Source organism: Acinetobacter sp. ANC 4636 (genome assembly GCF_054454555.1).
On record NZ_JBTKVD010000001.1, the window covers coordinates 187,719 to 210,743 of the forward strand.

Consider the following 23,025-nt stretch of genomic DNA (forward strand, 5'->3'; position numbering starts at 1 on the left):
AAATTTTGCAACAATAGACTCATAAAGAAAAATATGTTTAAAAAACAAACAATATACTTTTGATTAAAATAGGAATAGAGTTATGGGAAAAGAACATTATAAACTTAAAAAAAGGATGCCAAAATTGTCTATATTTAATTATCGTAGTGCAATAAGTTGCATTACCTCTTTACTGATCATACCGATATCGGTTGCGCATGCCACTGAGGAATCGGTAGAGTTAAAATCATCTCGTGAGAAAGCAGTTGTTCTTGTCAGACAGGGGCAGATTGAACAAGGTATGTCTTTATTTCATACATTAATATCTCAGTACCCCGATGATCAAATTGTACTTGCGGATTATTTAACTTTACGTTTTCAGACACAAAAATTTAATCAGGATGATATTGCCTTACTGCAGCGTATTCAGCCGAATAAATTTCCAGAATATGCCCAGATTCCTGTTATTCAGGGGGTAAGAGACCTGCAACAATTTAACCTTGCTCTGGCATGGTTAAAAAAATTTGAACCATATAATAAAAATGTCCAATTACAGGTAATGAAAGCGGTACTGTATGCCGAATTAAATCAACCACAGGATGCAGTTGCGACTTTAAAAAGCATTTCTTTAAGTGCTTTAAATGCAGATCAACTGACCCAAGTCTCTTACGCCTATCGCATGTCTGGCAAACCGATTGAAAGTTTGAATGCAGCCGGTCTTGCTTATGAAAAAGCACCGAAGGTTCAGGGGGTACAAGAGGAATATTTTTATGCTTTGATGGACTCAGGAGCACTTTTGGAAGCTGAGCAGTTTTTAAAGACTCACAGCAACTTAAGTGACAAAAAGTCAAGCTTATCTTTAAATTTGGAGTTGTTGCAGTTTGGTCAAGATATCAAACATGCCATAGCGCATTATAAGTATTTATCGAATCATGGCGAAGGAGATAAAGTCAGCTATGCAGATTTGGATAAATGCTTAGCCAAAGCAACCGACTTGCAGAAACAGGTATCAAGAGAAAAACCTGGGTATTTTAACTTTTATTACAATTATATTTATGCTCTCAGCTTTCGCGGTAGATCTAGCGAAGCAATTGAGTATGCACAGCAATTAAATCGCCCTTATGCAGATATGCCTGCTTATGTCAGACATGCATTGGCAAATGCTTATCTCCGAATCAAACAGCCTCAACAAGCTGAAACTTTGTATCTCAGTTTACTAAAAGAGAAGAACTATCCAGATATGGAAGTTTATTCTGGTCTTTACTATTCCTATATTGAGCAGGAAAAGTTTCAAGAAGCAGATCAGCTAATCAAGGATGTCGATCATCTCATTCCAACTTATCATTATGGAAATGCTAAGGGTGAGGATAAAACGACTGCCGATGATCGCTATGAATATATTAGCTTAAAAGGTCTGAATTTCGCCTATCGCAATGAATTAAACACATCGGAAAAATACTATCAAGATGTCGTTGCTAAAACACCGAATAATTCTCTTTATCTCAATAATTTGGCAATGATACAGCGCTGGAGAGAACAGCCTCTTCATTCCAAAAAAACTTTAGCAAGATTAACAGGTAGAGAGCCTGATAAAAACACATTAATTAATCAGATGAAGAATGAGCAAGACTTGGGCAACATTCAAGCTTGGAAAAAGGATCTGTCTCATCTGCTCGAATTGTATCCAGATGATAGTGGTGTGATAGAAAGCCGCAAGGAAATGTCTGATCGAGATCACTTTAGTATTAGCCATGAATCGACTTGGGGACATAGTAATTCAGATCAGATAAATCAAAACTTGAGAGGAACGCGGGATTTCGATAGTTATACGCGGCTAAATTCACCATGGATGTATGACAATTATCGTATTTTTGCCTTTTCTCAAAATCGTAGTGGTCATTTTGATATCGGTAATATTCGGGATGATCGCTATGGTCTAGGCTTGGAGTGGGCATCTAATCGTAAAGACTTAACAGTAGCATTGTCTCAAAATTCACATCAAGAAAAAACAGGCGCTGATATCAAGTGGTCGCAATGGCTCAATGATAATTGGCAGTACCGTTTGCAATATAACAGTCAGGCACCGATTCCGTTACAAGCACTACGTAATAAGCAAGATGGGAAATTATATTCAACAAGCATTCTTTGGCGTCAAAATGAATCACGTTCAGCTGGATTGACTTATGCCTATACAGATATTTCTGATGGCAACAAACAACAAGACTGGACTTTTGATTTTACTCAGCGCTTACAGGCTTCTCCTCATCATATAACCGATATGCTTGTAAGCGCAGGCTATGGTACGAATAGTAAACAAGAACCGCTTTATTTTAGCCCCGATCAATATTATGCAATGAACGTTACTCTCCAGCATGATTGGGTAACATGGAGAAAATATAACCAAAACTTTACGCAACATTTTGAACTAGGAACAGGGTTCTACAATGAAAAAAATTATGGAACCAAAGTCACTTGGAATGCGCAATATTTGCATCGCTGGTCATTGTCTCGCACATGGCAGCTTGAGTATGGAATTGGCATTACAAGACACCCTTATGATGGAAAACAAGAAGACCGTACTTATGGTCTAGTAGGATTTAGGGGTATTTTTTAATGATAAAGTTTAATCAAACAATATTGCCATATGCTTTTGTGCTATCAAGCCTTTTGTCAGTGCAAACATATGCTGCAGCGCCTGACAGCATATTAGGACAAAATCAATCAATTGCATTGAATTTTCACAATGTAAGAGAAGACGTACTGAAAAGAGATGATGCGGACTCATATGCGATTAACTCTCGCAATCTTGCCGAATTCTTTGACTGGTTAAGTCACTCCAAGTGGCATCCTGTTTCGCTGCAACAAATTATTGATGCTCGTGAAGGGAAAAAACCACTTCCTCCAAATGCGATTGTCTTAAGTTTTGATGATGGATTACTCAGCTGCTATACGCAAGTTTATCCATTATTGAAGCAGTATAAGTTTCCTGCCGTTTTTGGGATTGTAACGGGCTGGACCAACAAAACCAGTAAATTTGATGAAGAAACGACCTACAACAATCCCAGTAATTTTATGACTTGGGATGAAATGAGGGAAATGCAAAAATCGGGATTGGTCGATTTTGTCAGTCATACAGATCATTCTCACCTTGGGATTTTGGCAAACCCGCAGGGAAATGAAGAACCTGCGGCAATTACTCGGCTATATTTAAAAAATCAGCACCGCTACGAAACAGATCAGGAATTTGAAGAGCGAATTTATAGTGATTTGCATCAGTCCAAAGAGATTTTGCAGAAACAGCTTGGTGTTCAAGTTCGAGCAGTGATTTGGCCATACGGTGCAGTAACACCAGAAACCGAGAATATTGCCAAAAAAGCCGGCCTGCCAATTTCATTTAGTTTAGGTCGATCTGGTATTAATCAAATTAATGACCCAGTATATAAACGAATACTTATATTGAATAATCCTGATTCAGAAGGTTTACAACAAGAACTATTAAATGTTGTGAATTATCATGAAGATTCGAAAATAAACATACGGCATAGCCTGAGTATTAAACTTGATGATTTAATTGGGCAATCGGGTCAATATGATGATCAGCGTCTAGGTGTAATGCTGGATCGTCTACAGGCTTTATCTGTCAATAAAGTCTTTGTAGATGTTTTTGACCAGAGTAATGAAAAAGTATTTTTCCCAAATACTATTTTCCCGATGTCACAAGATGTAATGAATCGTTTTACCTGGCAGGTTCAATCACGTTTATCTGTTGATGTCTATGCCAATATCCCATTGAGCTCTTTTAAAAATCAACCACAAAAATTAAATCCATTTGTTATGGATTTAATGAAAAATAACACAAGTTTATCTGGAATATTTTTAGAGTTTGATGATGACTTATCGGCGATTACAACGCCAGAAAAAATGAAATGGTTTGATAAAATTAAACAAACTGCGGAATATTATTCAAATGTCAGTAAAACATTTAGATTTGGGCTTAGAGTTCCACTTACTCCAGATCTTGAAAATTCCATGGATAATGTTTTACCCAATCTGATGAATCATTTTGAATTTGTTAATTTCATTTTAGATAAACCAGCAGATAAACAACAGACTAAAATATTGAAAAAGGTATTTGGTAACTTGCCATTATCTACAAAAAGTCGAATATCTTTCAGTATTGATACAAAAAATTTAAAATCTGAGTCTGACTGGAAAGCAGCTCAAAAAACATTAATCGATTTACAGGGATTAGGTATTCAAAATATTGGTGCAAATCAATATAACCTAGAAAATGGGATGTTTTTTCATAAGTATCTTTATACACCACTCAGCCAAAATGACAGTCCATTGAATTATAAAAATCCATTTAAAAATGATATGAATTTGGAGAAAGTCCCATGAGCTGGCTAAAATATTTATTTGATTTTGCTTTTTTATACCCTCTATTTATGGCATGGATTTGGATTGTCGGTGGTATATGGTTTTTCTTTAAGCGTGAATATCCAAAACGTCATGTTCCAAAACCTACAGGTGAAGGGTGCAGTATTATTATTCCTTGCTTTAATGAAGAGGAACATGTTCGAGATACCATTCGTTACGCAGCACAGACACAATATCCAAAATTTGAGATCATTGCGGTTAATGATGGAAGTACCGATCGAACCGGGCAAATTTTAGATGAGTTGCAGAGTCAATATGCAAACCTTAGAGTAGTGCATTTGGCAAAAAATCAGGGAAAAGCATTTGCGTTACGCTCAGGTGTCTTGGTAAGCCAATATGAATACTTGGTTTGTATTGACGGTGATGCATTGCTGCATCCGCATGCGGTGCTATGGATGCTAGATCCGATGGTCAACTTGCCACGCGTTGGTGCGGTAACAGGGAATCCTCGTATTATTAACCGTTCGAGCATCTTGGGAAAATTACAAGTAGGCGAATTTTCTTCAATTATCGGCTTGATTAAACGTGCTCAACGAACTTATGGTCGTCTTTTTACGGTTTCTGGTGTAATTGCTGGTTTTCGTAAAACTGCACTGAAACAAGTCGGATTTTGGTCAGATGATAAATTAACAGAAGATATTGATATTTCATGGAAATTACAATTTAATCAATGGGATATACAGTATATTCCTCAAGCACTCTGTTATATTTATATGCCTGAAACTTTTGTTGGTTTATTTAAACAACGATTGCGTTGGGCTCAGGGTGGTATGGAAGTTTTACGTGACTACACCAAACACATTTTTAAATGGCGACTACGCCGTATGTGGATCATTGTTTTAGAAACCATCATGAGCGTCACATGGTCTTATATCATGCTGCTTATTTTTATCTTGTATTTTCTTGGTGTATTTTTCCATATTCCAAATGAACTGTTTATTAAAACACTTTTACCTGAATGGTATGGAACGATACTTGGTTTTACTTGCTTGATTCAATTTACAATAAGTTTGTGGATCGATAAACGCTATGATGGCAGCAATCGCTTCTTTCGAAATTATTTTTGGGTCATCTGGTATCCACTTTTCTTTTGGTTAATTACAACAATAACAACAGTTATTGCAGTACCTAGAGCATTATTTTTACCTAAAAAACGTGCACGATGGGTTAGCCCAGATCGTGGTTTTAAAGGAGATAAAGTATGAGCAATCCAGTCATTAATTATCAAATCATCGAGGATGAATCAAAACTTGATTTACCTGAATATATTGATAATCCTCATTATGTTAAAAATAAAACAGCAGGCTATATTTTACAGTTAATAGGTTGGGTGCTATTTATTTTAATTATCTTCCCATTAATTACGCTATTCTTATGGTATTTTGAGTTTAAATTGGTCAAAAAATATATTTTTAATGATGCAATGTATGCTCAATTAACAAGTTTAATGCATATAGGAATTGGTATTTTAATTTTCAGCTTATTACTGATTTTATGGGCGTCTTATAATTGGGTTAGATTTAATAATAAAGAGCGAAGAAAAAAGTCTCAAAATACGCCAATTGATGAGTTTGCTAAAGATTTCTTACTCACTGGAGATGATCTGGTCAAATTGCAACAAGGATCTAATATTGTTTTGCACTACGATGAAGATGGACTGCTAGAATATTATGATGTTGTGAAATAGCTCAATGGCTTTAATTGATTGTTTTTTAATTCACTGTTTGCTTTTGAAGATATAGATGGAATAAGAAGGTGATTGGCTTTTAGATATTTTAGGCAGTATGAATAGATGGTTAATCACTTTTTTAGTCGTTTAAATTCATCTTGTTCATAACTTTAAAAGTGATCATCTTCTTCGTTGATTATTTGCTCCATAGTTTTTTGATTACCCATTAATAATCTATGGATCAATAGATTGTTTCCAAAAAAGTTCTTAGAACTTGGTTCAAGTGATTACAGATATATCATAGCCAACTTTCTATTGAATGATTGAGCAGCTAAATATGCATGTTAAAGATAGACGAGCCAAGTTAAGCGTAAAGATGGAGGTTTTCCTCTGCCTCCGTTATTGGGGTGAATACTGAAATTTATTCATGCTGCGATAAGTTATAGCATTGCAGATCTAATCGCTTCAAGAAAGGTCTAACAACAGAAGGAAAGCTATAGCAACAGGAAAAAGCACATGCTTGTGAAGTGCAATCAATTCAATTACTCAGACTATTCATTAAATACACATTAAGAATTCTTTGAAATTACCCAAATTTTGCTGAGAGCATAAATTCATAATTTAAAGCCAATAGTATGCTTTGCATATTGAAACTATTGCGGTCTTCGGGGAGCTGTAAAAGAAGTGGTAAACGTGTCACCCCATTTTCACCATTTGCGAATGCATAATGACGTATTTGGGAGTCCATGGCCGAAATTAAATTTTTTGCTTCTAGATAAACGCTTTCCTGAGAGGCTTGTTTCTGAATTGTAATGATTTTGAGATAACAGTGATCTCGAATATCAATGATATTCTGTTTTAATTCATTGATTTTAAATTCATGGTTTTCAGACTTGTGAAAGAACCGTTTAATAAAACTGACATTTTTCGTGTTCTGTGTTTCTCGCTCTAACTGGCGTAGCTGCTGTTGTATATTACGAGTTTGCTCAATCGCATCATTAAGCAGTTCTCTAATTTGTTGAGTGGGTGCTAAAACTGCTTGTACATGTTGTTGATATTGATGTTCATCATAGAAGATCATGAAAATCTGTTTCCGGCGCTGTTCTAATAATTTTACATACGCAACTAAACGATATTTGAACAGGCGAGCATGCTGATTGAACTGAAGAATTGGCTCCTGCGATAAAATTTCCAGTTGATGTAAAAATTCATTCAGTAACCTGAGAATATTGAAATAGCAAAATTCTAATTCATCCGTATGTTGAACGCTTTTTTTTAAGCCTTTTAGGAAAGGTTCAAAAATATTTAAAGACAAATCTTTTTCTAAAATTTCGATATGCTCTTTAACCAGATGATCAACTGAAAAACTTTGAATATTCAGAATTTCTTTCAAGCTCGGAATGAGATGCTGCTGATTATATTCATGCAGGGATTCAATCAGTTCCACAATGTGCGGATTCATTTCACGTTGAATACCAATGATTCTAGTCATCATTTGTTTAAAATTTTCAACATAATCTGGTTGATCGAGCTGTTGAGGATCGAGAACCAGACCACTGATATAAAATCGATCTTCTTTACCAAAATTTTCTTCGGTTAAGAAGCGGCGAATTGAATAAGCGGAAACTGAATGATCGTAAGAGCTGCCGAGAACAAAATAATATTGAAAGGTTTTAATAATTTCAAAGTTACGAACCAGTTGTTCAGCAATAAAATAATCCTGAAAAATGGCCAGTTTCTGTTCAGCATATTCACTCGGTAAAATTTGGGCAAACCAGCTTCCCAGAATTTCACTTTTCATGAAGACTTCAAAGATAAAAGTGCGAATTTGCTCTCTGTCCAGATCACGATGATTTTCCGAAACAGAAAAATCTAACTGCCGAATAATTAATGCAGAATCATAGAGAAATGCTTTTTTTATGAGTTGTTGAGCCTGAATATCTTTTTGATTTTCCAGATCTATTTGATTAATTTCACGAACAATCGTTTCTAAGTAATCTGCAACTTGAAAGTCGGTTTGATAATTCTCTAGATAACTGAAACTAGCATTAATTCTTTGTGCAAGTTGCAATAGCTCTGAATTTTGCGTATGCAGAGCAATATCTTTTAAATGAGTATAATCTTTAAATTCAAAAACATGGGTCAGGTAATTCCAATAAATATTCTGAGGTTTTAAATACTCATCTTCTATTTTTTGATGCAGTGCTTTAGGGGTGGCAGAAAGTATCGAATCTAGTTCTTGCTGCCAATTGCTATCAAGAATAGGATCAATTTGTTTTAACTTTACCCGAAGCTGATAAGGGATATATGTCTGCATGGAAATCCAAAGCCCTTAAACTAAATTCACTATTAAAAACGTGCTCATTATCACAAAAATATCCAATAATTTGTATTTTGCATAGAATTTTATGTGTATAAATTGTATTTTTCCCTAAGAACTTTAGATTGGGACATGTCCTGATTTGAAAAAATTAGTTTTAAAGGCTTAAGAGAATTCTTTAAGCTCTTTTTATTTGTATATTTTTAAATGACACGCACTCTATCTAACAGATAATAAATCTCTTTCATAACTCAAAAAGTGATCATCTTCTTAGTTGATTATTTGTACCACAGTTTTTGAGTATTCATACATATTTATGGATAAAATACATCATTTTAAAAAAAATTCTAAAATTCAGTTCAAGTGATATACAAGTGTCTCATGGTCAGGCTTCTACTGAATGGTTGAGCAGCTAAAAATGCCACGTTACAGGTAGACCACCCAAGTTAAGCGTGGAAGATCAGGTTTTCTATTAGAACTGAGAAAAATGCTTCATGAGAGGAGGGGATAATAATTTTTTAACATTTTCTATCTCAGAACATAGATACTTTACTATCAGTATTTATTGAAATAAAGAAACCCATATGCAACCTTTCCAATTTTCTCTTAAAGCCGACCATATCGAGATTCTGTGGAATTCACAGCAGTTTATCCTTACTCAAGGATTGGATGCTATTCAACAACAGAGTTTGGTACAAGGCATCTGGTCTGAACTTGCCATTGAGAAAATGATCTATTTGATTGAAGAACTACTAGAATCAGAACCACAGCTAAGACATGTACAGGGGAGAGCAATCACCTCTGATTCAATGATGAAGCTATTGAATCAACTATTTTTTAAAACATCAGACTCAATTGATCGAGTCCAGCTTGAGCATGCCTTTAATGATTTTGTCGATCATTTAAACTATTATTTGCATCAAGTTAAAGAAGACCAACAACAAGTCTTTGTTTATTTTGTGATGATTCGTGAAATGATGCATCACCTTAAAATTCAGGAAATTTTGATCAAATAATGTGAATGATTATAAAGAGGGTAAAACGATTTAAATAATTCAGTATCCAAGGTTTCTCTTGTTGTTATGAAGTTAACATTTGGTGTGCAGTATTACTTCATATGATCATTGCAGAGCTTGAAACTTTGCAATCCCAATTTGAATGTTGGCCTGAAAAATTTCTACACGGGCATTTAAAATTGGTTATGCTAGGCGCGGATTTTTTAGGTAATTTGTAGCACATGGCACTTAAAGCAACGATTTATAAAGCAGACCTCAATATTGCGGATATGGATCATCACAATTATGGTGATTATCAATTGACGATGGCATTGCATCCATCAGAAACCATCGAGCGTTTAATGGTACGTGTTTTGGCTTTTGCTCGTTATGCCGATGAGCAACTGGAATTTACCAAAGATTTATTTGAAGTGAATGAGCCTGCATTGTGGCAGAAAGACTTAACAGGTCTGCTCGAAAAATGGATTGAAGTCGGTTGTCCTGATGAAGATAAAGTAAAAAAAGCCAGTGCGCGTTGTCAGCAGGTTGTCGTGATTGCTTATGGTAGCTCAGTGGAAGAATGGTATAAGCGTAGCAGTAAATTGAAAACTTTAAAAAATGTTGAAGTTTGGCAACTGACTGAAGCAACCACCACAGCAATCCAAGCGTTATGTGAACGTACCATGCAGTTGCAGCTCAACATTATGGATGGGGAGTGGACGCTGATGAGCGATGCTGGTCAAGCCGTGATTGAATGGATCAAGTTACAGTAATTTTTGAGTATCTTCATTTAAAAGAAAGCCCCTCAGTTGAGGGGCTTTCTTTTCATTAATCAAGCAATCGAATCATCTAAATTTGGTGCTAACCAACGCTTGGCTTCATCCAGTGTCCAACCTTTACGTTTTGCATAATCTTCTAACTGATCTTGCGAAATCTTGCCGACATTAAAGTATTCACTTTGTGGCAAGCTATAGTAGAAACCACTGACCGATGAAGGCGGCCACATTGCAAAACTGCTGGTGAGCTGAGTCCCAATTTTCTCAGTCGAACCGAGCCAGTTAAACAGGGTCGCTTTTTCTGAGTGTTCAGGGCAAGCAGGGTAGCCTGGTGCAGGACGAATCCCGACATATTTTTCTTTAATTAATTCTTCATTGCTTAAAGTTTCATTGGCTTGATAACCCCAGAACTCTTTACGAATACGTTCATGCAAGTGCTCAGCAAAGGCTTCTGCAAAACGATCTGCCAAAGACTGGATTAAGATCGCCGAGTAATCATCACCCTTGGCTTTATAGTCATTGGCAATTTCTTCTGCGCCAAAAATCGAAACCGTAAAGCCGCCCAGATAATCCTGATGATCGTCAGTTGGTGCAATAAAGTCAGCCAAAGACAAGTTCGGTTTGCCTGTAACTTTGTCTGACTGCTGACGAATATGCTCAAAGTGATGCGTTGCATTGCCAGACTCATTATAGGCAGTCACGGTATCGGCACCTGTACGTTTGGCAGGATACAAACCAAACACAGCACGAGCATCGAAGCGTTTATTTTCAATAATATCTTTGAGCATCGCTTGTGCTTGGTTATACAAGTCAGTCGCAGCTTCACCAACCACTTCATCTTCTAAAATTTTCGGGAACTTGCCCGCCAAACTCCATGAAATAAAGAATGGTGTCCAGTCAAAGTATTCAACCAAAACATCAAGCGGGTAATTGGTAATGACTTGTGTCCCAATAAAGTTTGGTACAGGTGGTACATAACTTTGCCAGTCAATTTTTAGACCATTATCAACCGATTCTGTATAGCTCAGTTTCGCAGCCTTAGGTTGTTTGTTGGCTAAACGCTCACGGATTTTGTTATATTCCGCACGTTGGTCAGCAATAAATGCACCACGCATGTCTTGAGATAAAAGTGTGGTAGCAACACCCACAGCACGCGAAGCATCGGCAACGTAAATTACTGCATCATTTTGGTATTGAGGTTCGATTTTGACCGCAGTATGTGCTTTAGACGTGGTTGCACCACCAATCATCAACGGGATATTAAAGCCTTTGCGCTGCATTTCTTTAGCAACAAACACCATTTCATCCAGACTTGGGGTAATCAAACCTGATAAACCGATGATGTCACATTTCTCATCAATTGCAGTTTGTAGAATTTTCTCAGCAGGAACCATTACGCCAAGGTCAACAATATCATAACCATTACAGCCCAAGACCACGCCTACAATATTTTTACCAATATCATGGACGTCACCTTTTACGGTTGCCATCAGGATTTTACCTTTAGATTGGCTGCCAGTCTTTTCTGCTTCAATGTACGGGTTGAGCCAAGCCACCGCTTGTTTCATGACACGTGCTGATTTGACTACTTGTGGCAGGAACATTTTACCTGAACCGAACAAGTCACCAACCACGTTCATACCATCCATCAACGCACCTTCGATTACATCAAGAGGGCGTTTCGCTTTTAAGCGGGCTTCTTCGGTATCTTGGTCAATATAAGTAGTAATCCCTTTGACTAGCGCATATTCAAGACGTTTTTCAACTGATTGGTTACGCCATTCAAGGTTTTCAGCTTCTTTGGCTGCACCGCCTTGCCCACGGAATTTTTCGGCTACTTCCAGCAGTTTTTCTGTAGCTTCGTTACCACTTTCACCCTGATTCTGATTCAGAACAACATCTTCAACAGCATCTTTGAGTTCTTTTGGAATGTCATCATAGATTGCCATTTGCCCTGCATTGACAATCCCCATGGTCATGCCTTGCTTGATGGCATAGTACAAGAACACGGAGTGAATCGCTTCACGTACAGGTTCATTACCACGGAATGAGAACGAAACGTTAGACACACCACCTGAAATCATGGCATTTGGCAGGTTTTGTTTAATCCAGCCTGTTGCTTCAATGAAGTCCACAGCGTAGTTATTGTGTTCTTCAATCCCTGTTGCCACAGCAAATACGTTCGGGTCGAAGATAATATCTTCAGATGGATAACCAACTTCATTGACTAAAATGTCATAAGAGCGCTTACAGATTTCACGTTTACGTGCTGCGGTATCCGCTTGTCCATCTTCGTCAAATGCCATAACGATAATCGCAGCGCCATACTGACGACACAGACGTGCTTTGTGTACGAACTCGTCATAGCCTTCTTTTAAAGAGATCGAGTTAACGACAGGTTTACCTTGAACACACTTTAAGCCCGCTTCAATGATTTCCCATTTAGAGGAGTCAATCATGATCGGTACGCGTGAAATATCAGGTTCAGACGCGACAAGATTTAGGAAATGGACCATCGCATTTTCCGAATCCAGCATGCCTTCATCCATGTTAATGTCGATGATCTGCGCGCCAGCTTCAACTTGTTGCTGAGCAACTTCTAAAGCTTCGGCAAATTTTTCTTCACGAATGAGGCGCAGGAATTTTTTAGAGCCTGTCACGTTAGTACGTTCGCCAACGTTAACAAATAAAGAGTCTTTATAGATGTTAAATGCTTCTAAACCACTTAAACGGCAAGCGGGAATGGTTTCAGGCACTTGGCGTGGTGGCAATTCTTTAATCGCTTCATAGATAGCGCGAATATGTGCAGGTGTTGTACCACAGCAACCACCTGCAATGTTGATAATGCCACTTTCTGCAAATTCACGAATAAAGGCTGCGGTTTGATCAGCAGTTTCATCATAAGAACCAAAAGCATTTGGTAAGCCAGCATTTGGATGTGCAGAAATATACACATCAGCAACATCACTAATGGTTTTAACGTGTGGGCGCATGGCATCTGCACCCAGCGCACAGTTAAAACCTACTGATAAGACATTGGCGTGACGAACCGAGTTCCAGAATGCCTCAGCAGTTTGACCTGTTAAAGTACGACCAGACGCATCGGTGATCGTACCCGAAATCATAATCGGTAAGCTACGACCTAACTTCTGGAAAGCTTCTTCCACGGCAAAAATGGCCGCTTTACAGTTCAGCGTATCAAATACCGTTTCAATTAGGATAATGTCTGCACCACCTTCAATTAAGGCAAGTGTAGATTCAACGTAGTTTTCTTTAAGTGCATCGAAAGTGATGTTACGAAAAGCAGGGTTGTTCACGTCAGGGGAAATCGAACAGGTACGCGATGTCGGTCCAAGCACACCTGCCACGAAACGCGGCTTCTCTGGAGTAGAATATTTTTCACACGCAGCTTTAGCCAGGCGTGCTGCTTCACGGTTAATCTCAGGAACCAGATCTTCCATGTGATAATCTGACATGGAAACCCGTGTTCCGTTGAAACTGTTGGTTTCAATAATATCTGCACCTGCTTCAAGGTATGCTTCATGAATACCTTGAATAATGTCAGGTTGGGTGAGTACGAGTAAGTCGTTGTTGCCTTTTAAGTCATGTTCCCAGTCGGCAAAGCGCTCACCCCGATAATCTTGTTCCTGTAATTTATGTTGCTGGATCATGGTGCCCATAGCACCATCGAGCATCATAATACGTTGAGAAAGGATTTGTTTTAAAGTGTTGAGTGTCGACATACACAGCCTTATATAGCAGAGGGCAACAGCGAGAAAATGAGCTTATTATACGCATGATTGATGTTTTTTGAGCAAAAATAGCGATTTTAATCATATCGGTTTCTTATAAGCTTTATTGATTACACTTTTATGCTGTGCAAAAAAGCGTTAACTGGGTTGCAGATAGCTCATTTTTTTCCAAAAAAATTCATACAAGCTAAAAATTTCATTAATTTGCAATATTTGTATGGCAATTTAGTCAACAGCCAAATGATGTGTTGGTGTAAAGACAAAGTGTAATTGAATTAAAATAGATCAGATTTTTATCAACTCGTTCAAAATATGCTAAAAAATTAAAAATTGATTTTTCTGTGAAAGGGAATGTCATATAATTGTCATAATTTAAATGAAGAATAAGAGGACTTTTTGATCCTCTTTACATGACTGCATGAATTCGAATATTCCCTCTGCGCCAAAGTCAGTACAATTTGATTCAACGAAATCAAAAAATGTACATGCACCAACTCCTAAGTTTTTTGTGCCTGTATTGTTAACGGTCATTATTTCGACCTTAATTTACATCGGTTTTCAAGTCAGTGCTGATCTGGCACATGTTCCGCCATTAAATTTATATTCAGTAATTTTACTTTCAACCGCTTTGCTCATTGCATTGGGGTTTGAATTCGTCAATGGTTTCCACGATACCGCCAACGCTGTCGCGACAGTCATCTATACCAATGCATTACCTGCACCTGTTGCAGTGATGTGGTCAGGATTTTGTAACTTCCTTGGTGTGATGCTGGCAAGTGGTGCGGTTGCCTACGGTATTATTGCCTTGCTACCCGTTGAGTTGATTGTCAATGTCAACAGTGGTGCAGGTTTTGCCATGGTATTTGCTTTGCTTATTGCTGCAATTATCTGGAATCTTGGTACGTGGTTTCTGGGAGTTCCTGCTTCAAGTTCACATTCCCTGATTGGCTCCATTCTTGGTGTGGGGTTAATGAATCATTTGTTGAATGCTTCTACAGGAACCAGCGGTATTGATATGACACAGCTTCTCAAAGTTGGGAAGGCTTTGTTATTTTCACCATTGATCGGTTTTGCATTTGCAGCGATTGTTTTTGTCTTGGTGAAGTTTGTTTTTAAACGTCAGCTAAGCCTGTTTGATGCACCAAATGGTCATACACCACCTCCACCGATTGTCCGTGCTTTATTGATTTTCACCTGTACGGGTGTAAGTTTTGCGCATGGCTCGAACGATGGTCAAAAAGGTATGGGCTTGATTATGCTGATTTTGGTTGGGTTAGTGCCGTTAGCATATTCACTCAACAAAAATCTGGACAATAATCAGGTTAGTCAGTTTATTACGTTATCTCAGCAAACAGCGCCTGCGATTTCGACAGATTATGCTCATATTGAAGACGATAAAGCCCGCGTTATTTTGACTCAGTACATTCAAAATAAAAAGGTTACACCTGATGTACTACCAGCTTTGGCAAGTACAACGCATCATTTAGGGCAAGAGTTGTCACAATACAAATCATTAAAAGATATTCCTGAGCAGCAAGTCAGCCAAATTCGCAATGAAATGTATTTAAGTACCAGTGCTTTGAAAACTTTGGATAAAGCTGAAGCCTTACCAAAGTGGGATGCAGCACAGCAAAAAACCGTGAAAGCTTATCAAAAAAGTTTAGATGGTTTCTTACAATACATTCCAACATGGGTGAAAGTGGCAGTTGCTCTAGCGTTAGGCTTGGGGACTATGGTTGGCTGGAAGCGCATTGTGATAACAGTGGGCGAGCGTATTGGTAAAAACCATATGACCTATGCTCAAGGTATGTCGGCTGAACTGGTTGCGATGAGTACGATTGCCGCGGCAGACAGTTTTGGTTTACCTGTATCAACTACACATGTTTTAAATAGTGCGGTTGCAGGAACTATGGTTGCCAATAAGTCTGGTTTACAGTGGATCACTATCCGTAATATTATTTCAGCCTGGGTACTGACTTTACCTGCAACCATCTGTTTATCTGGTGGTTTATACTGGTTGTTTTTACGCTTTGTCTAATTAACTTCCAAAAACAGATTCATAAAAAAAGCTTTGCCTCGGCAAAGCTTTTTTTGTGTCTTGTTCTTTAATAATTCTGTTAAACAGTCAAAGACAACAACTTATTTTTTATTTAATGGGAATTTATCGGCCACTAACCCATAAATTGCAGCGAATGGTAATGCACTTCGAACCAGATAAGCTGCATTCCACATACCGCCATGATTGGCGCCATTCATGAGCAATTCCAGTGGATGATCTAACTGATTGTTTGGGTTAGCAAGGGCTTTCGGATTGCGTAGGTCATGAATCCACATCGCTGCCATGAGTGCATTGGTGGTTTCTGGTTGGAAAGCTTCTACATTAAATAAATGTGCACCATTAAATGCAGCTCTAAGTAATGGGTTTTTAGTCACAGAGTGTGTGGTGGTCGATGGTGCGATATTGATACAGACATGCTGACCTTGCTCTCGTGCTATAATTGCTCGCCACTGCTGAATTCGTTTAGCAAGAGCGTAGTTAGGGCCTTGTTCAATAACCAGACAATCGGCAATCGCATAATCTTTACCATTGTTAGAATGATAGAGTTCACGAGAATGCGGTTTCAGGAAATGACGGATACTCAGCTGCGAAACACCTTTGGCAAGCAATTTCTCAATCGTAGAGCGCTCTCTGGATTTTTGTTTGCAATTCTCAACCACATGTTTAGGAACCGCATAGACGTCAGTAGGGGTGCACATAAACATCAGGCTGGAGTCAGGTTTTTGCTCACTGACATACTGCATGATTGCATCCATTGCCATCGCAACGCGGACATGTTTTTCACCGTCCAAATAAGCGATTGCTGCCATATGTAGGCGCTGAGGCATTTGAGCTAGCCAACCTGCAATTTCAGGTGTCTGGGTCAGCAAATTCGCACCCAGTTTATGGCTTAACTCACTGATCGAATAGTCATTTGCAAGAGGTTCCTGACTGGGTGCAATCAGTGTTGCATTGCCTTGTTCTATTGTATTTAAAATACGTGACCAAACTTTTTCATTAGGCAGATCAATTGCCACAATATTGGCTTTCCATTTGCAAAGCCAAGTCAGAGGACCTGCTTCTGAACCTGCTCCAAACAGCACCATGTGATAGTTTGACAAATCGAGCCATTCTGGATGTGCATAAACCTCACGTAAGGCCTCCGCATGGCTAGGTTCAATAATGCCTTGCTGTTCCCAAGTCGTAATCTGATCAAGTAAGGCTTGTCCTCTAAGTTCCTGACCATGATAGGGAACATACCACTCTGGCGTATGCTGACCTTTTCCTTTGATTGTAATGCTGTGTAAATTCTGAATGTGTGGTACTCGCATAAAGTCTTTAAGCGAGTGGTGTTGATTGTTGCGGTAAAATTCAAATAATTGATGTGCCTTATGTAAGCCCTGACTGGCAATCTTGAAAGGGTTATCCTGATATAAAATACCTTGATATACCATTGCCTTAAAATAATGCGGGTAACGCTTGCGCCAGTTTTTTTCCTTGAGCACTTGCTGGGACAATTTGTTGTCAACTAAAGCCAGTGCTTCAGAAATAATCTGTTTGCCTGTGTGCGAGGTACTGGCACGATGGGTTTCTGGGTCAATTGGAAATTGTAATCCTTCAGGAGCAGACATTGATCTTCCTTATTTTCATTTACTGCGATCATGATTCATTATGTATCCCAATACAGCAAAAGGCATAACATAAATGATCAAATTTGCTAAAAAATGTAGCTTTTTATTAGAAGAATGGCACATGCTGAATTTGATTAAAGAAGTAACCAATCACTGCCGGGTTAACTACAATCGTGACAACAACACCATAGAGTGCTCCCCAGAGATGTGCGCTGTGATTAATGTGGCTACCTTGACGTTTACTTGACCAAATGCTGTAGCCTACATATAAAATTGCAAAAACAATCGCGGGCATGGGAATGAAAAAGACCAGAATTAGGCTCCAGGGTTTAAACAGAATATAAGAAAACAGTACAGCAGAAACGGCACCTGAAGCCCCTAAACTTGCCCATTGATAATCATTCTTATGTTTTAGATAACTTGGCAAGATACTAAAAATTAATGCCCCAAAATAAAATAGCACAAAACCCATATTGTCTAAGTATTGGCGATAAAACTGTTCAATGACACTACCGAAGAAAAACAGGGTAATCATGTTAAACAGCAAATGAGTACCATCGGCATGAACAAAGCCATGTGCAAAGAAACGATCATATTGACCTTGTTGAACAGCAGGTGGCCAAAAAATTAGTCGGTTCATGACCTGTTGCTTGGAAAACGCCAACAACGAGATCGCAACAGTGATAATAATTAAGGTAATGGTGTGGTTAAACGGTAAAGGTAACATAAGATTTTCGCTTAATTCCGATCAGGTTTCATAGAGGCGATATGCGGGCATAAAAGAATTCCGACAATTTTAGTTGATTTTTCTCAATTCCCCCATATCTTCAGTTAAAATACAATCTTCATATTGAGGAAAAACGTTATGTCGACTGAGAACATCAGCACTAAAGTGACAGACGCAGAGGAAATTCCAAATTTATTGATTACTCCCTCTGCACAAGAGTATTTAAGTGATTTATTGGAAAAACAAAATACTCCAGGCATTGGTGTTCGTGTTTTTGTAGAAAACGCAGGAACGCCGCGTGCTGAATGCTGCATGGCCTATAGTGCGCCAGATGAAGTAATTCCAACAGACTATAAACAAGATTATCCAGATTTTCCTGCCTTTGTTGATCGTCCATCGATTCCGTATTTGCGTGATGCTGTAATCGACTATAACAAAGATCGCTTTGGTGGTCAGCTGACTTTCCGTGCACCAAACTCGAAAGTGCCGCGTGTTGGTCCAGATGCTTCGATTGAAGAGCGTATCATCTATGTGTTGCAAGCTGAAATTAACCCAGGTCTTGCAGGGCATGGCGGTAGCTGTTCGTTGGTTGAAGTCCAAGATGACGCTGAGAATGGTTTAACCGCAGTACTAAAATTTGGTGGTGGTTGTCAGGGTTGTTCAGCAATCGATGTGACCTTGAAGCAGGGTGTCGAAACGACTTTGCGCGAACATATTCCTGAGCTGCAACGTGTGGTTGACCAAACTGACCATACTCAGGCTGAAGGCGCTTATTTTAAATAATAACGAAAGCGTTTGCTGTAAAGCCAAAACCTCCATAAGTAATGGAGGTTTTTTTATGATCTGAAAAAATAACTGATCTTAAAAGCCTAGCTTATACGCTACAGCTAAAGTGCTGAGTAAAGTTTTGACTATATTTATTTGCATGAAGAGCTGTTTCTACAGCCCGATCTATCGCTGATCAATGATTAGTTGTCAGCTATCACACAGAGACAAGCAGTAGCACTAGAGTGATACGGTTTGGCAATCTTAGCTTAAACGAAAGAAAGTTCAGGTTTAATCAGACCCTATTCTTGATTGTTGTCGAAGGCCAAAATTTGCCGTGTTGTTTCAGCATAATAAAAGCGTTCTAAAAAACCACGTGCGCGTTGTCTTAAAAAGCCTGAGCTAATTGCTTGTTGCATAACAGATGCAAATAATGGCTGTAACTGCTGCATGAGTAAGCCTTCATCTATATTTAAATCACGTAGTAATTGTCGGAAGTTACGCTCCTGATTGCGCACATACCACGTATATAAACCATCATGTAGCTGCTGTTTTAAATAGTCCGTTTGACGCAGATGATTCCAAACCTCATGTGCAAGCCCAACGGTATGTGGCAAGTCTTCTAGGACGATATAATTTTTAAACACGCTGAGTGGCGAGGCTTTGATTTTGTGCCACAGATTCGCCTGAAAATGATAGAGCTTGTCATTGTCAAAATGCTGATTCAGCACTTGTTCGCTCAGTTGGCTCAATTTTACGATATTTTTTTGTAAATAATGTGCCACTGTCTGTTCAAAGCGTGAGTCTGTGACACTTTCAAACACCGATTTGCCCATTTTCATAAAACGCCCAACAGTTGGGACACGCTTGCCCATACTATGTTCGAAATAATCTTCTAAAGCTTGCTGAATCAGTTGGGAAATCATGGCAGAAAAAGCAGGATGATTCACAACCCGATGAATTAATTTGTGACGATGTTCAGTTTTGCTCGCAACATATTGAGCAATTTTGTCAATGGTCATGACATCGAAGATATCTGCAATTTTTGTATGATCATTGAGGTCATGTACCAAAGCAAAACGAATATGCTCTACACATTGTTCAACAAAAAATGAGCTTAACTGGTTTTTTAAGACTTGTTGTTCCAGCAAATTAAACAAACTTTGAAAGTCCCACAAATCCTGCAAGTTTTGTTCTGTAAACCAATGAAAAAACGCCTGAACTTCATCATGCAGATTTTTAGGTTGAGAGAATTCCTGCTCTAAAAAATCGAGATGAGCTTCAATTAATTGCTCTATACGAGGATGTGCAGCAGTGGCAGTCATAGACAATCAAAATCAACATGGAAAGCTTTCAGTATACCTTGTCTAAAAAAATAGATGCTAGAGATAGATTTTATGCAAATTAAAAAAACTTGGGAAAAAAGTGCTTTGAATTACGAAATTCAGACCAATAAGTTCTACAAAGAGGATGTTTTAGTCAGTGACAAGCGTGTTATGCAGTTTTAGAATGTTGTTGATTTTTCAATTTAAAGCGAATGGGAAATAACATGTTAACGGCACAAGAAGCCCTAGAGCGTTTAAAACAAGGTAACGAGCGTTTTGTAAATGGGAAATCCTCAATTCCTGACCTCGTTTCACAAGAACACCGTGAACTACTCACAACAGACCAAAATCCGTTTGCAATTATTTTGGGTTGTTCGGATTCTCGAGTTCCTGCTGAAATTGTATTTGATCAGGGCTTGGGTGATCTATTCGTAATTCGTGTTGCAGGTAATATTGTTGCGCCTTCTCAAGTGGGAAGTGTGGAATTTGCAGCAGAACGCTATGATTGTGCTGTTGTGGTCGTTTTAGGTCATAGTCACTGTGGCGCTATTCAGGCAACCATTGATACTTTGATGAATCCTGACAGCCCACCATCAAGCAACTTGATGTCAATTGTCAATCGTGTGCGTCCATCGGTTGAGATTTTGATGCAGACTGAACTTAAACACGATCTTTGCAAACTTTCAGAACATGCAGTACGTTCAAACGTCTTTGCATCAGTTAATCAATTACGTCATGGCTCAGCAGTATTAGAAAGTCTGATTGCTAAAGGTAAAATGATTGTTGTGGGTGCTGAGTATTCACTACAAACAGGTAATGTCGATTTTTTTGATTTCTAAAAATTAAAAAAGAGTCTTATTCTGAAATAGAATGATACGTTGTTTTAAACAAACGCCTGATGAATTTTCATTGGGCGTTTGTATTTTTAAAGATAAATGTAGTTGCTGACTGTTGGGTTTTTTATCATTTTTACTTTAGTAAAGTGAAAAAATAAAATGGGCTGATGACGGACATTGATTCTAAATCTCTATTGATTTCGTAATCAGTTTTCTAGCCTTTGCAATCTTTTTTTAAATTCCGTTTTTTAAGATCTTCTGTAAACATGAGTTTCTAAGCCTACAGTGTTGAAATGATTACTGAACAATCCTAATGGATCGCTTTACTGACTAAATGTGAACGTAAATCTGCTTAAATACACTCAACCCAATATAAAAAACCGAGTTAATGACTTAACTCGGTTTTCAATCAATGACTGTGCTTCTTTGCTGGATCCGTTGGATTTTTCCTATGGAATAAATACAACAAAGGGATAATCTGTGATGAGACAGATTAGTTGTGCAAGAAGTCTTTAATCAGTGGTACAAGACGTTGAATCAGGTCATCTGCCTGTTCTTGCGTCATGTTCAGCGCTGGCAATAAACGTACAACGTTGCCCGCAGTCACATTAATGATTAATTGTTTTTGTTCGCGAGCAGTATTGACCAATGCACCACAGGCTTTCGGCAATTCGATCCCGATCATCATACCAAAACCACGCACAGTCACATTTAACCCGCTAAGTTGGCTACGTAACTGATCAACAATGTATTGACCAATTTTTCCAGCATTCTCAACAATATTTTCTTTTTGAAGTGTATCAAGCACAGTATATACCACACGTGAACCCAAAGCTGTACCGCCATAAGTTGAACCGTGGTTACCTGCTTGTAACACGCCTACAGCACGACCTTGAGCCATTACAGCACCAATCGGGAAACCATTTCCTAAGCCCTTCGCCGTGGTTAATACATCAGGAACAATGTTGGTGTGTTGATAAGCAAAGAATTTACCTGTACGACCATTACCTGTCTGTACTTCATCAAGCATCATCAGCCATTGGTGCTGGTTACAGATCTGACGAATTTCTTCTAAGTAACTAAATCCTTGAGGAGCAGTATTGACGCCACCTTCACCTTGAATTGGCTCAACCAGTATTGCCACAATATCAGGATGAGCTAAAGCTAGCTCTTGGATTGCTTCAATATCGCCAAATGGAACGCGTAAGAAACCTTCCACTAAAGGAGCAAAGCCTTCTTGCACTTTGGCATTGCCTGTTGCTGAAAGGGTTGCCAGAGTACGGCCGTGGAACGAATGTTCAGCAACAATAATTTTTGGTGACTGGATACCTTGCTGGTGTCCATATTTACGTGCAATTTTAATTGCACCCTCATTGGATTCTGCGCCACTGTTGGAAAAGAAGATTTCTTCCATACCAGATACTTCTGCCAGTTTTTGTGCTGCGGCAGTTTGCCAAGGAATCTCAAACAGGTTGCTGGTATGAACAAGGGTTTGAGCCTGTTCTGCAATAGCTTGTGCGATTACAGGGTGTGCATGTCCCAAACCACAAACCGCGATCCCTGTTAGCGCATCGAGGTAAGCTGTACCATCTTCAGTATATAAATACGAACCTTGTCCTCGCACAAAACTGATCGGTTGGCGACCATAAGTTGCCATTAGATGAGAAGGCTGATCAGTTTGTACCGGAGCAAGGGTAATATTACTCATGATAATCTCGTATTGGTTTTAGATTAAAAAAGGTTTATATAAACAAAATCTGCCACAGATGGAA

15 protein-coding genes are annotated in these 23,025 nt (G+C 38.5%); 9 read left to right on the forward strand and 6 right to left on the reverse strand.

Features of this window, described 5'->3' with window-relative positions:
- The first annotated feature begins 82 nt into the window (after window positions 1-82).
- The 4 genes from pgaA to pgaD are packed head-to-tail and all read left to right on the forward strand — an operon-like array spanning window position 83 to window position 6,106.
- The gene (gene pgaA, locus ACX1N5_RS00940; protein ID WP_458800099.1) at window positions 83-2,593 is read left to right on the forward strand and encodes a poly-beta-1,6 N-acetyl-D-glucosamine export porin PgaA; all 2,511 of its coding nucleotides are present in this window, start codon (window positions 83-85) and stop codon (window positions 2,591-2,593) included.
- Window positions 2,593-4,380: a poly-beta-1,6-N-acetyl-D-glucosamine N-deacetylase PgaB gene (pgaB, locus tag ACX1N5_RS00945; protein WP_458800101.1), complete on the forward strand. Its 1,788-nt coding sequence runs from the start codon at window positions 2,593-2,595 to the stop codon at window positions 4,378-4,380. Before pgaA ends, pgaB begins: the two co-directional genes overlap by 1 nt.
- Entirely contained in the window at window positions 4,377-5,624 is a 1,248-nt protein-coding gene (pgaC, locus tag ACX1N5_RS00950) for a poly-beta-1,6-N-acetyl-D-glucosamine synthase (protein ID WP_458800103.1), read from the forward strand. The genes pgaB and pgaC overlap by 4 nt, the downstream gene beginning before the upstream one ends.
- Window positions 5,621-6,106, forward strand: coding sequence for a poly-beta-1,6-N-acetyl-D-glucosamine biosynthesis protein PgaD (gene pgaD, locus ACX1N5_RS00955; protein WP_458800105.1), 486 nt, complete (start codon window positions 5,621-5,623; stop codon window positions 6,104-6,106). The genes pgaC and pgaD overlap by 4 nt, the downstream gene beginning before the upstream one ends.
- A gap of 568 nt (window positions 6,107-6,674) precedes the next feature.
- Here the strand turns inward: pgaD and ACX1N5_RS00960 are convergent.
- Window positions 6,675-8,405 carry a hypothetical protein gene (locus ACX1N5_RS00960; protein ID WP_458800107.1) on the reverse strand — a complete coding sequence of 577 codons (1,731 nt, stop codon included), beginning with the start codon at window positions 8,403-8,405 and terminating at the stop codon, window positions 6,675-6,677.
- A 587-nt stretch (window positions 8,406-8,992) separates the two neighbouring features.
- Between ACX1N5_RS00960 and ACX1N5_RS00965 the strand changes: the two genes are divergently transcribed.
- Both ACX1N5_RS00965 and ACX1N5_RS00970 read left to right on the forward strand, forming a co-directional pair.
- Entirely contained in the window at window positions 8,993-9,424 is a 432-nt protein-coding gene (locus ACX1N5_RS00965; protein WP_458800108.1) for a hypothetical protein, read from the forward strand.
- A gap of 221 nt (window positions 9,425-9,645) precedes the next feature.
- Window positions 9,646-10,176 carry a YaeQ family protein gene (locus ACX1N5_RS00970; protein WP_131380869.1) on the forward strand — a complete coding sequence of 177 codons (531 nt, stop codon included), beginning with the start codon at window positions 9,646-9,648 and terminating at the stop codon, window positions 10,174-10,176.
- A gap of 59 nt (window positions 10,177-10,235) precedes the next feature.
- On the opposite strand, the gene metH is transcribed toward ACX1N5_RS00970, so the two are convergent.
- Window positions 10,236-13,922 (reverse strand): methionine synthase, encoded by a 3,687-nt coding sequence (gene metH / locus ACX1N5_RS00975; protein WP_458800110.1) that lies wholly within the window; start codon window positions 13,920-13,922, stop codon window positions 10,236-10,238.
- Between the two features lie 427 nt (window positions 13,923-14,349).
- Between metH and ACX1N5_RS00980 the strand changes: the two genes are divergently transcribed.
- Window positions 14,350-15,969, forward strand: a complete 1,620-nt coding sequence (locus tag ACX1N5_RS00980) for an inorganic phosphate transporter (RefSeq protein WP_116726366.1) — start codon at window positions 14,350-14,352, stop codon at window positions 15,967-15,969.
- A 101-nt stretch (window positions 15,970-16,070) separates the two neighbouring features.
- On the opposite strand, the gene ACX1N5_RS00985 is transcribed toward ACX1N5_RS00980, so the two are convergent.
- Window positions 16,071-17,600 (reverse strand): hypothetical protein, encoded by a 1,530-nt coding sequence (locus tag ACX1N5_RS00985; protein WP_131380863.1) that lies wholly within the window; start codon window positions 17,598-17,600, stop codon window positions 16,071-16,073.
- Between the two features lie 106 nt (window positions 17,601-17,706).
- A complete protein-coding gene (locus ACX1N5_RS00990) occupies window positions 17,707-18,327 on the reverse strand; it encodes a rhomboid family intramembrane serine protease (protein ID WP_004753173.1) in 621 nt (206 codons plus the stop codon).
- A 138-nt stretch (window positions 18,328-18,465) separates the two neighbouring features.
- Between ACX1N5_RS00990 and nfuA the strand changes: the two genes are divergently transcribed.
- Window positions 18,466-19,110: a Fe-S biogenesis protein NfuA gene (gene nfuA, locus ACX1N5_RS00995; protein ID WP_131380862.1), complete on the forward strand. Its 645-nt coding sequence runs from the start codon at window positions 18,466-18,468 to the stop codon at window positions 19,108-19,110.
- Between the two features lie 284 nt (window positions 19,111-19,394).
- Here the strand turns inward: nfuA and ACX1N5_RS01000 are convergent, their stop codons facing one another.
- Complete coding sequence (locus ACX1N5_RS01000) at window positions 19,395-20,417, reverse strand: hypothetical protein (protein ID WP_131380860.1); 1,023 nt, start codon at window positions 20,415-20,417, stop codon at window positions 19,395-19,397.
- A gap of 224 nt (window positions 20,418-20,641) precedes the next feature.
- Between ACX1N5_RS01000 and ACX1N5_RS01005 the strand changes: the two genes are divergently transcribed.
- Window positions 20,642-21,256 (forward strand): carbonic anhydrase, encoded by a 615-nt coding sequence (locus tag ACX1N5_RS01005; protein WP_131380858.1) that lies wholly within the window; start codon window positions 20,642-20,644, stop codon window positions 21,254-21,256.
- 490 nt (window positions 21,257-21,746) lie between these two features.
- Here the strand turns inward: ACX1N5_RS01005 and ACX1N5_RS01010 are convergent, their stop codons facing one another.
- The gene (locus ACX1N5_RS01010; RefSeq protein WP_458800114.1) at window positions 21,747-22,961 is read right to left on the reverse strand and encodes an acetylornithine/succinylornithine family transaminase; all 1,215 of its coding nucleotides are present in this window, start codon (window positions 22,959-22,961) and stop codon (window positions 21,747-21,749) included.
- Window positions 22,962-23,025 lie beyond the last annotated feature (64 nt).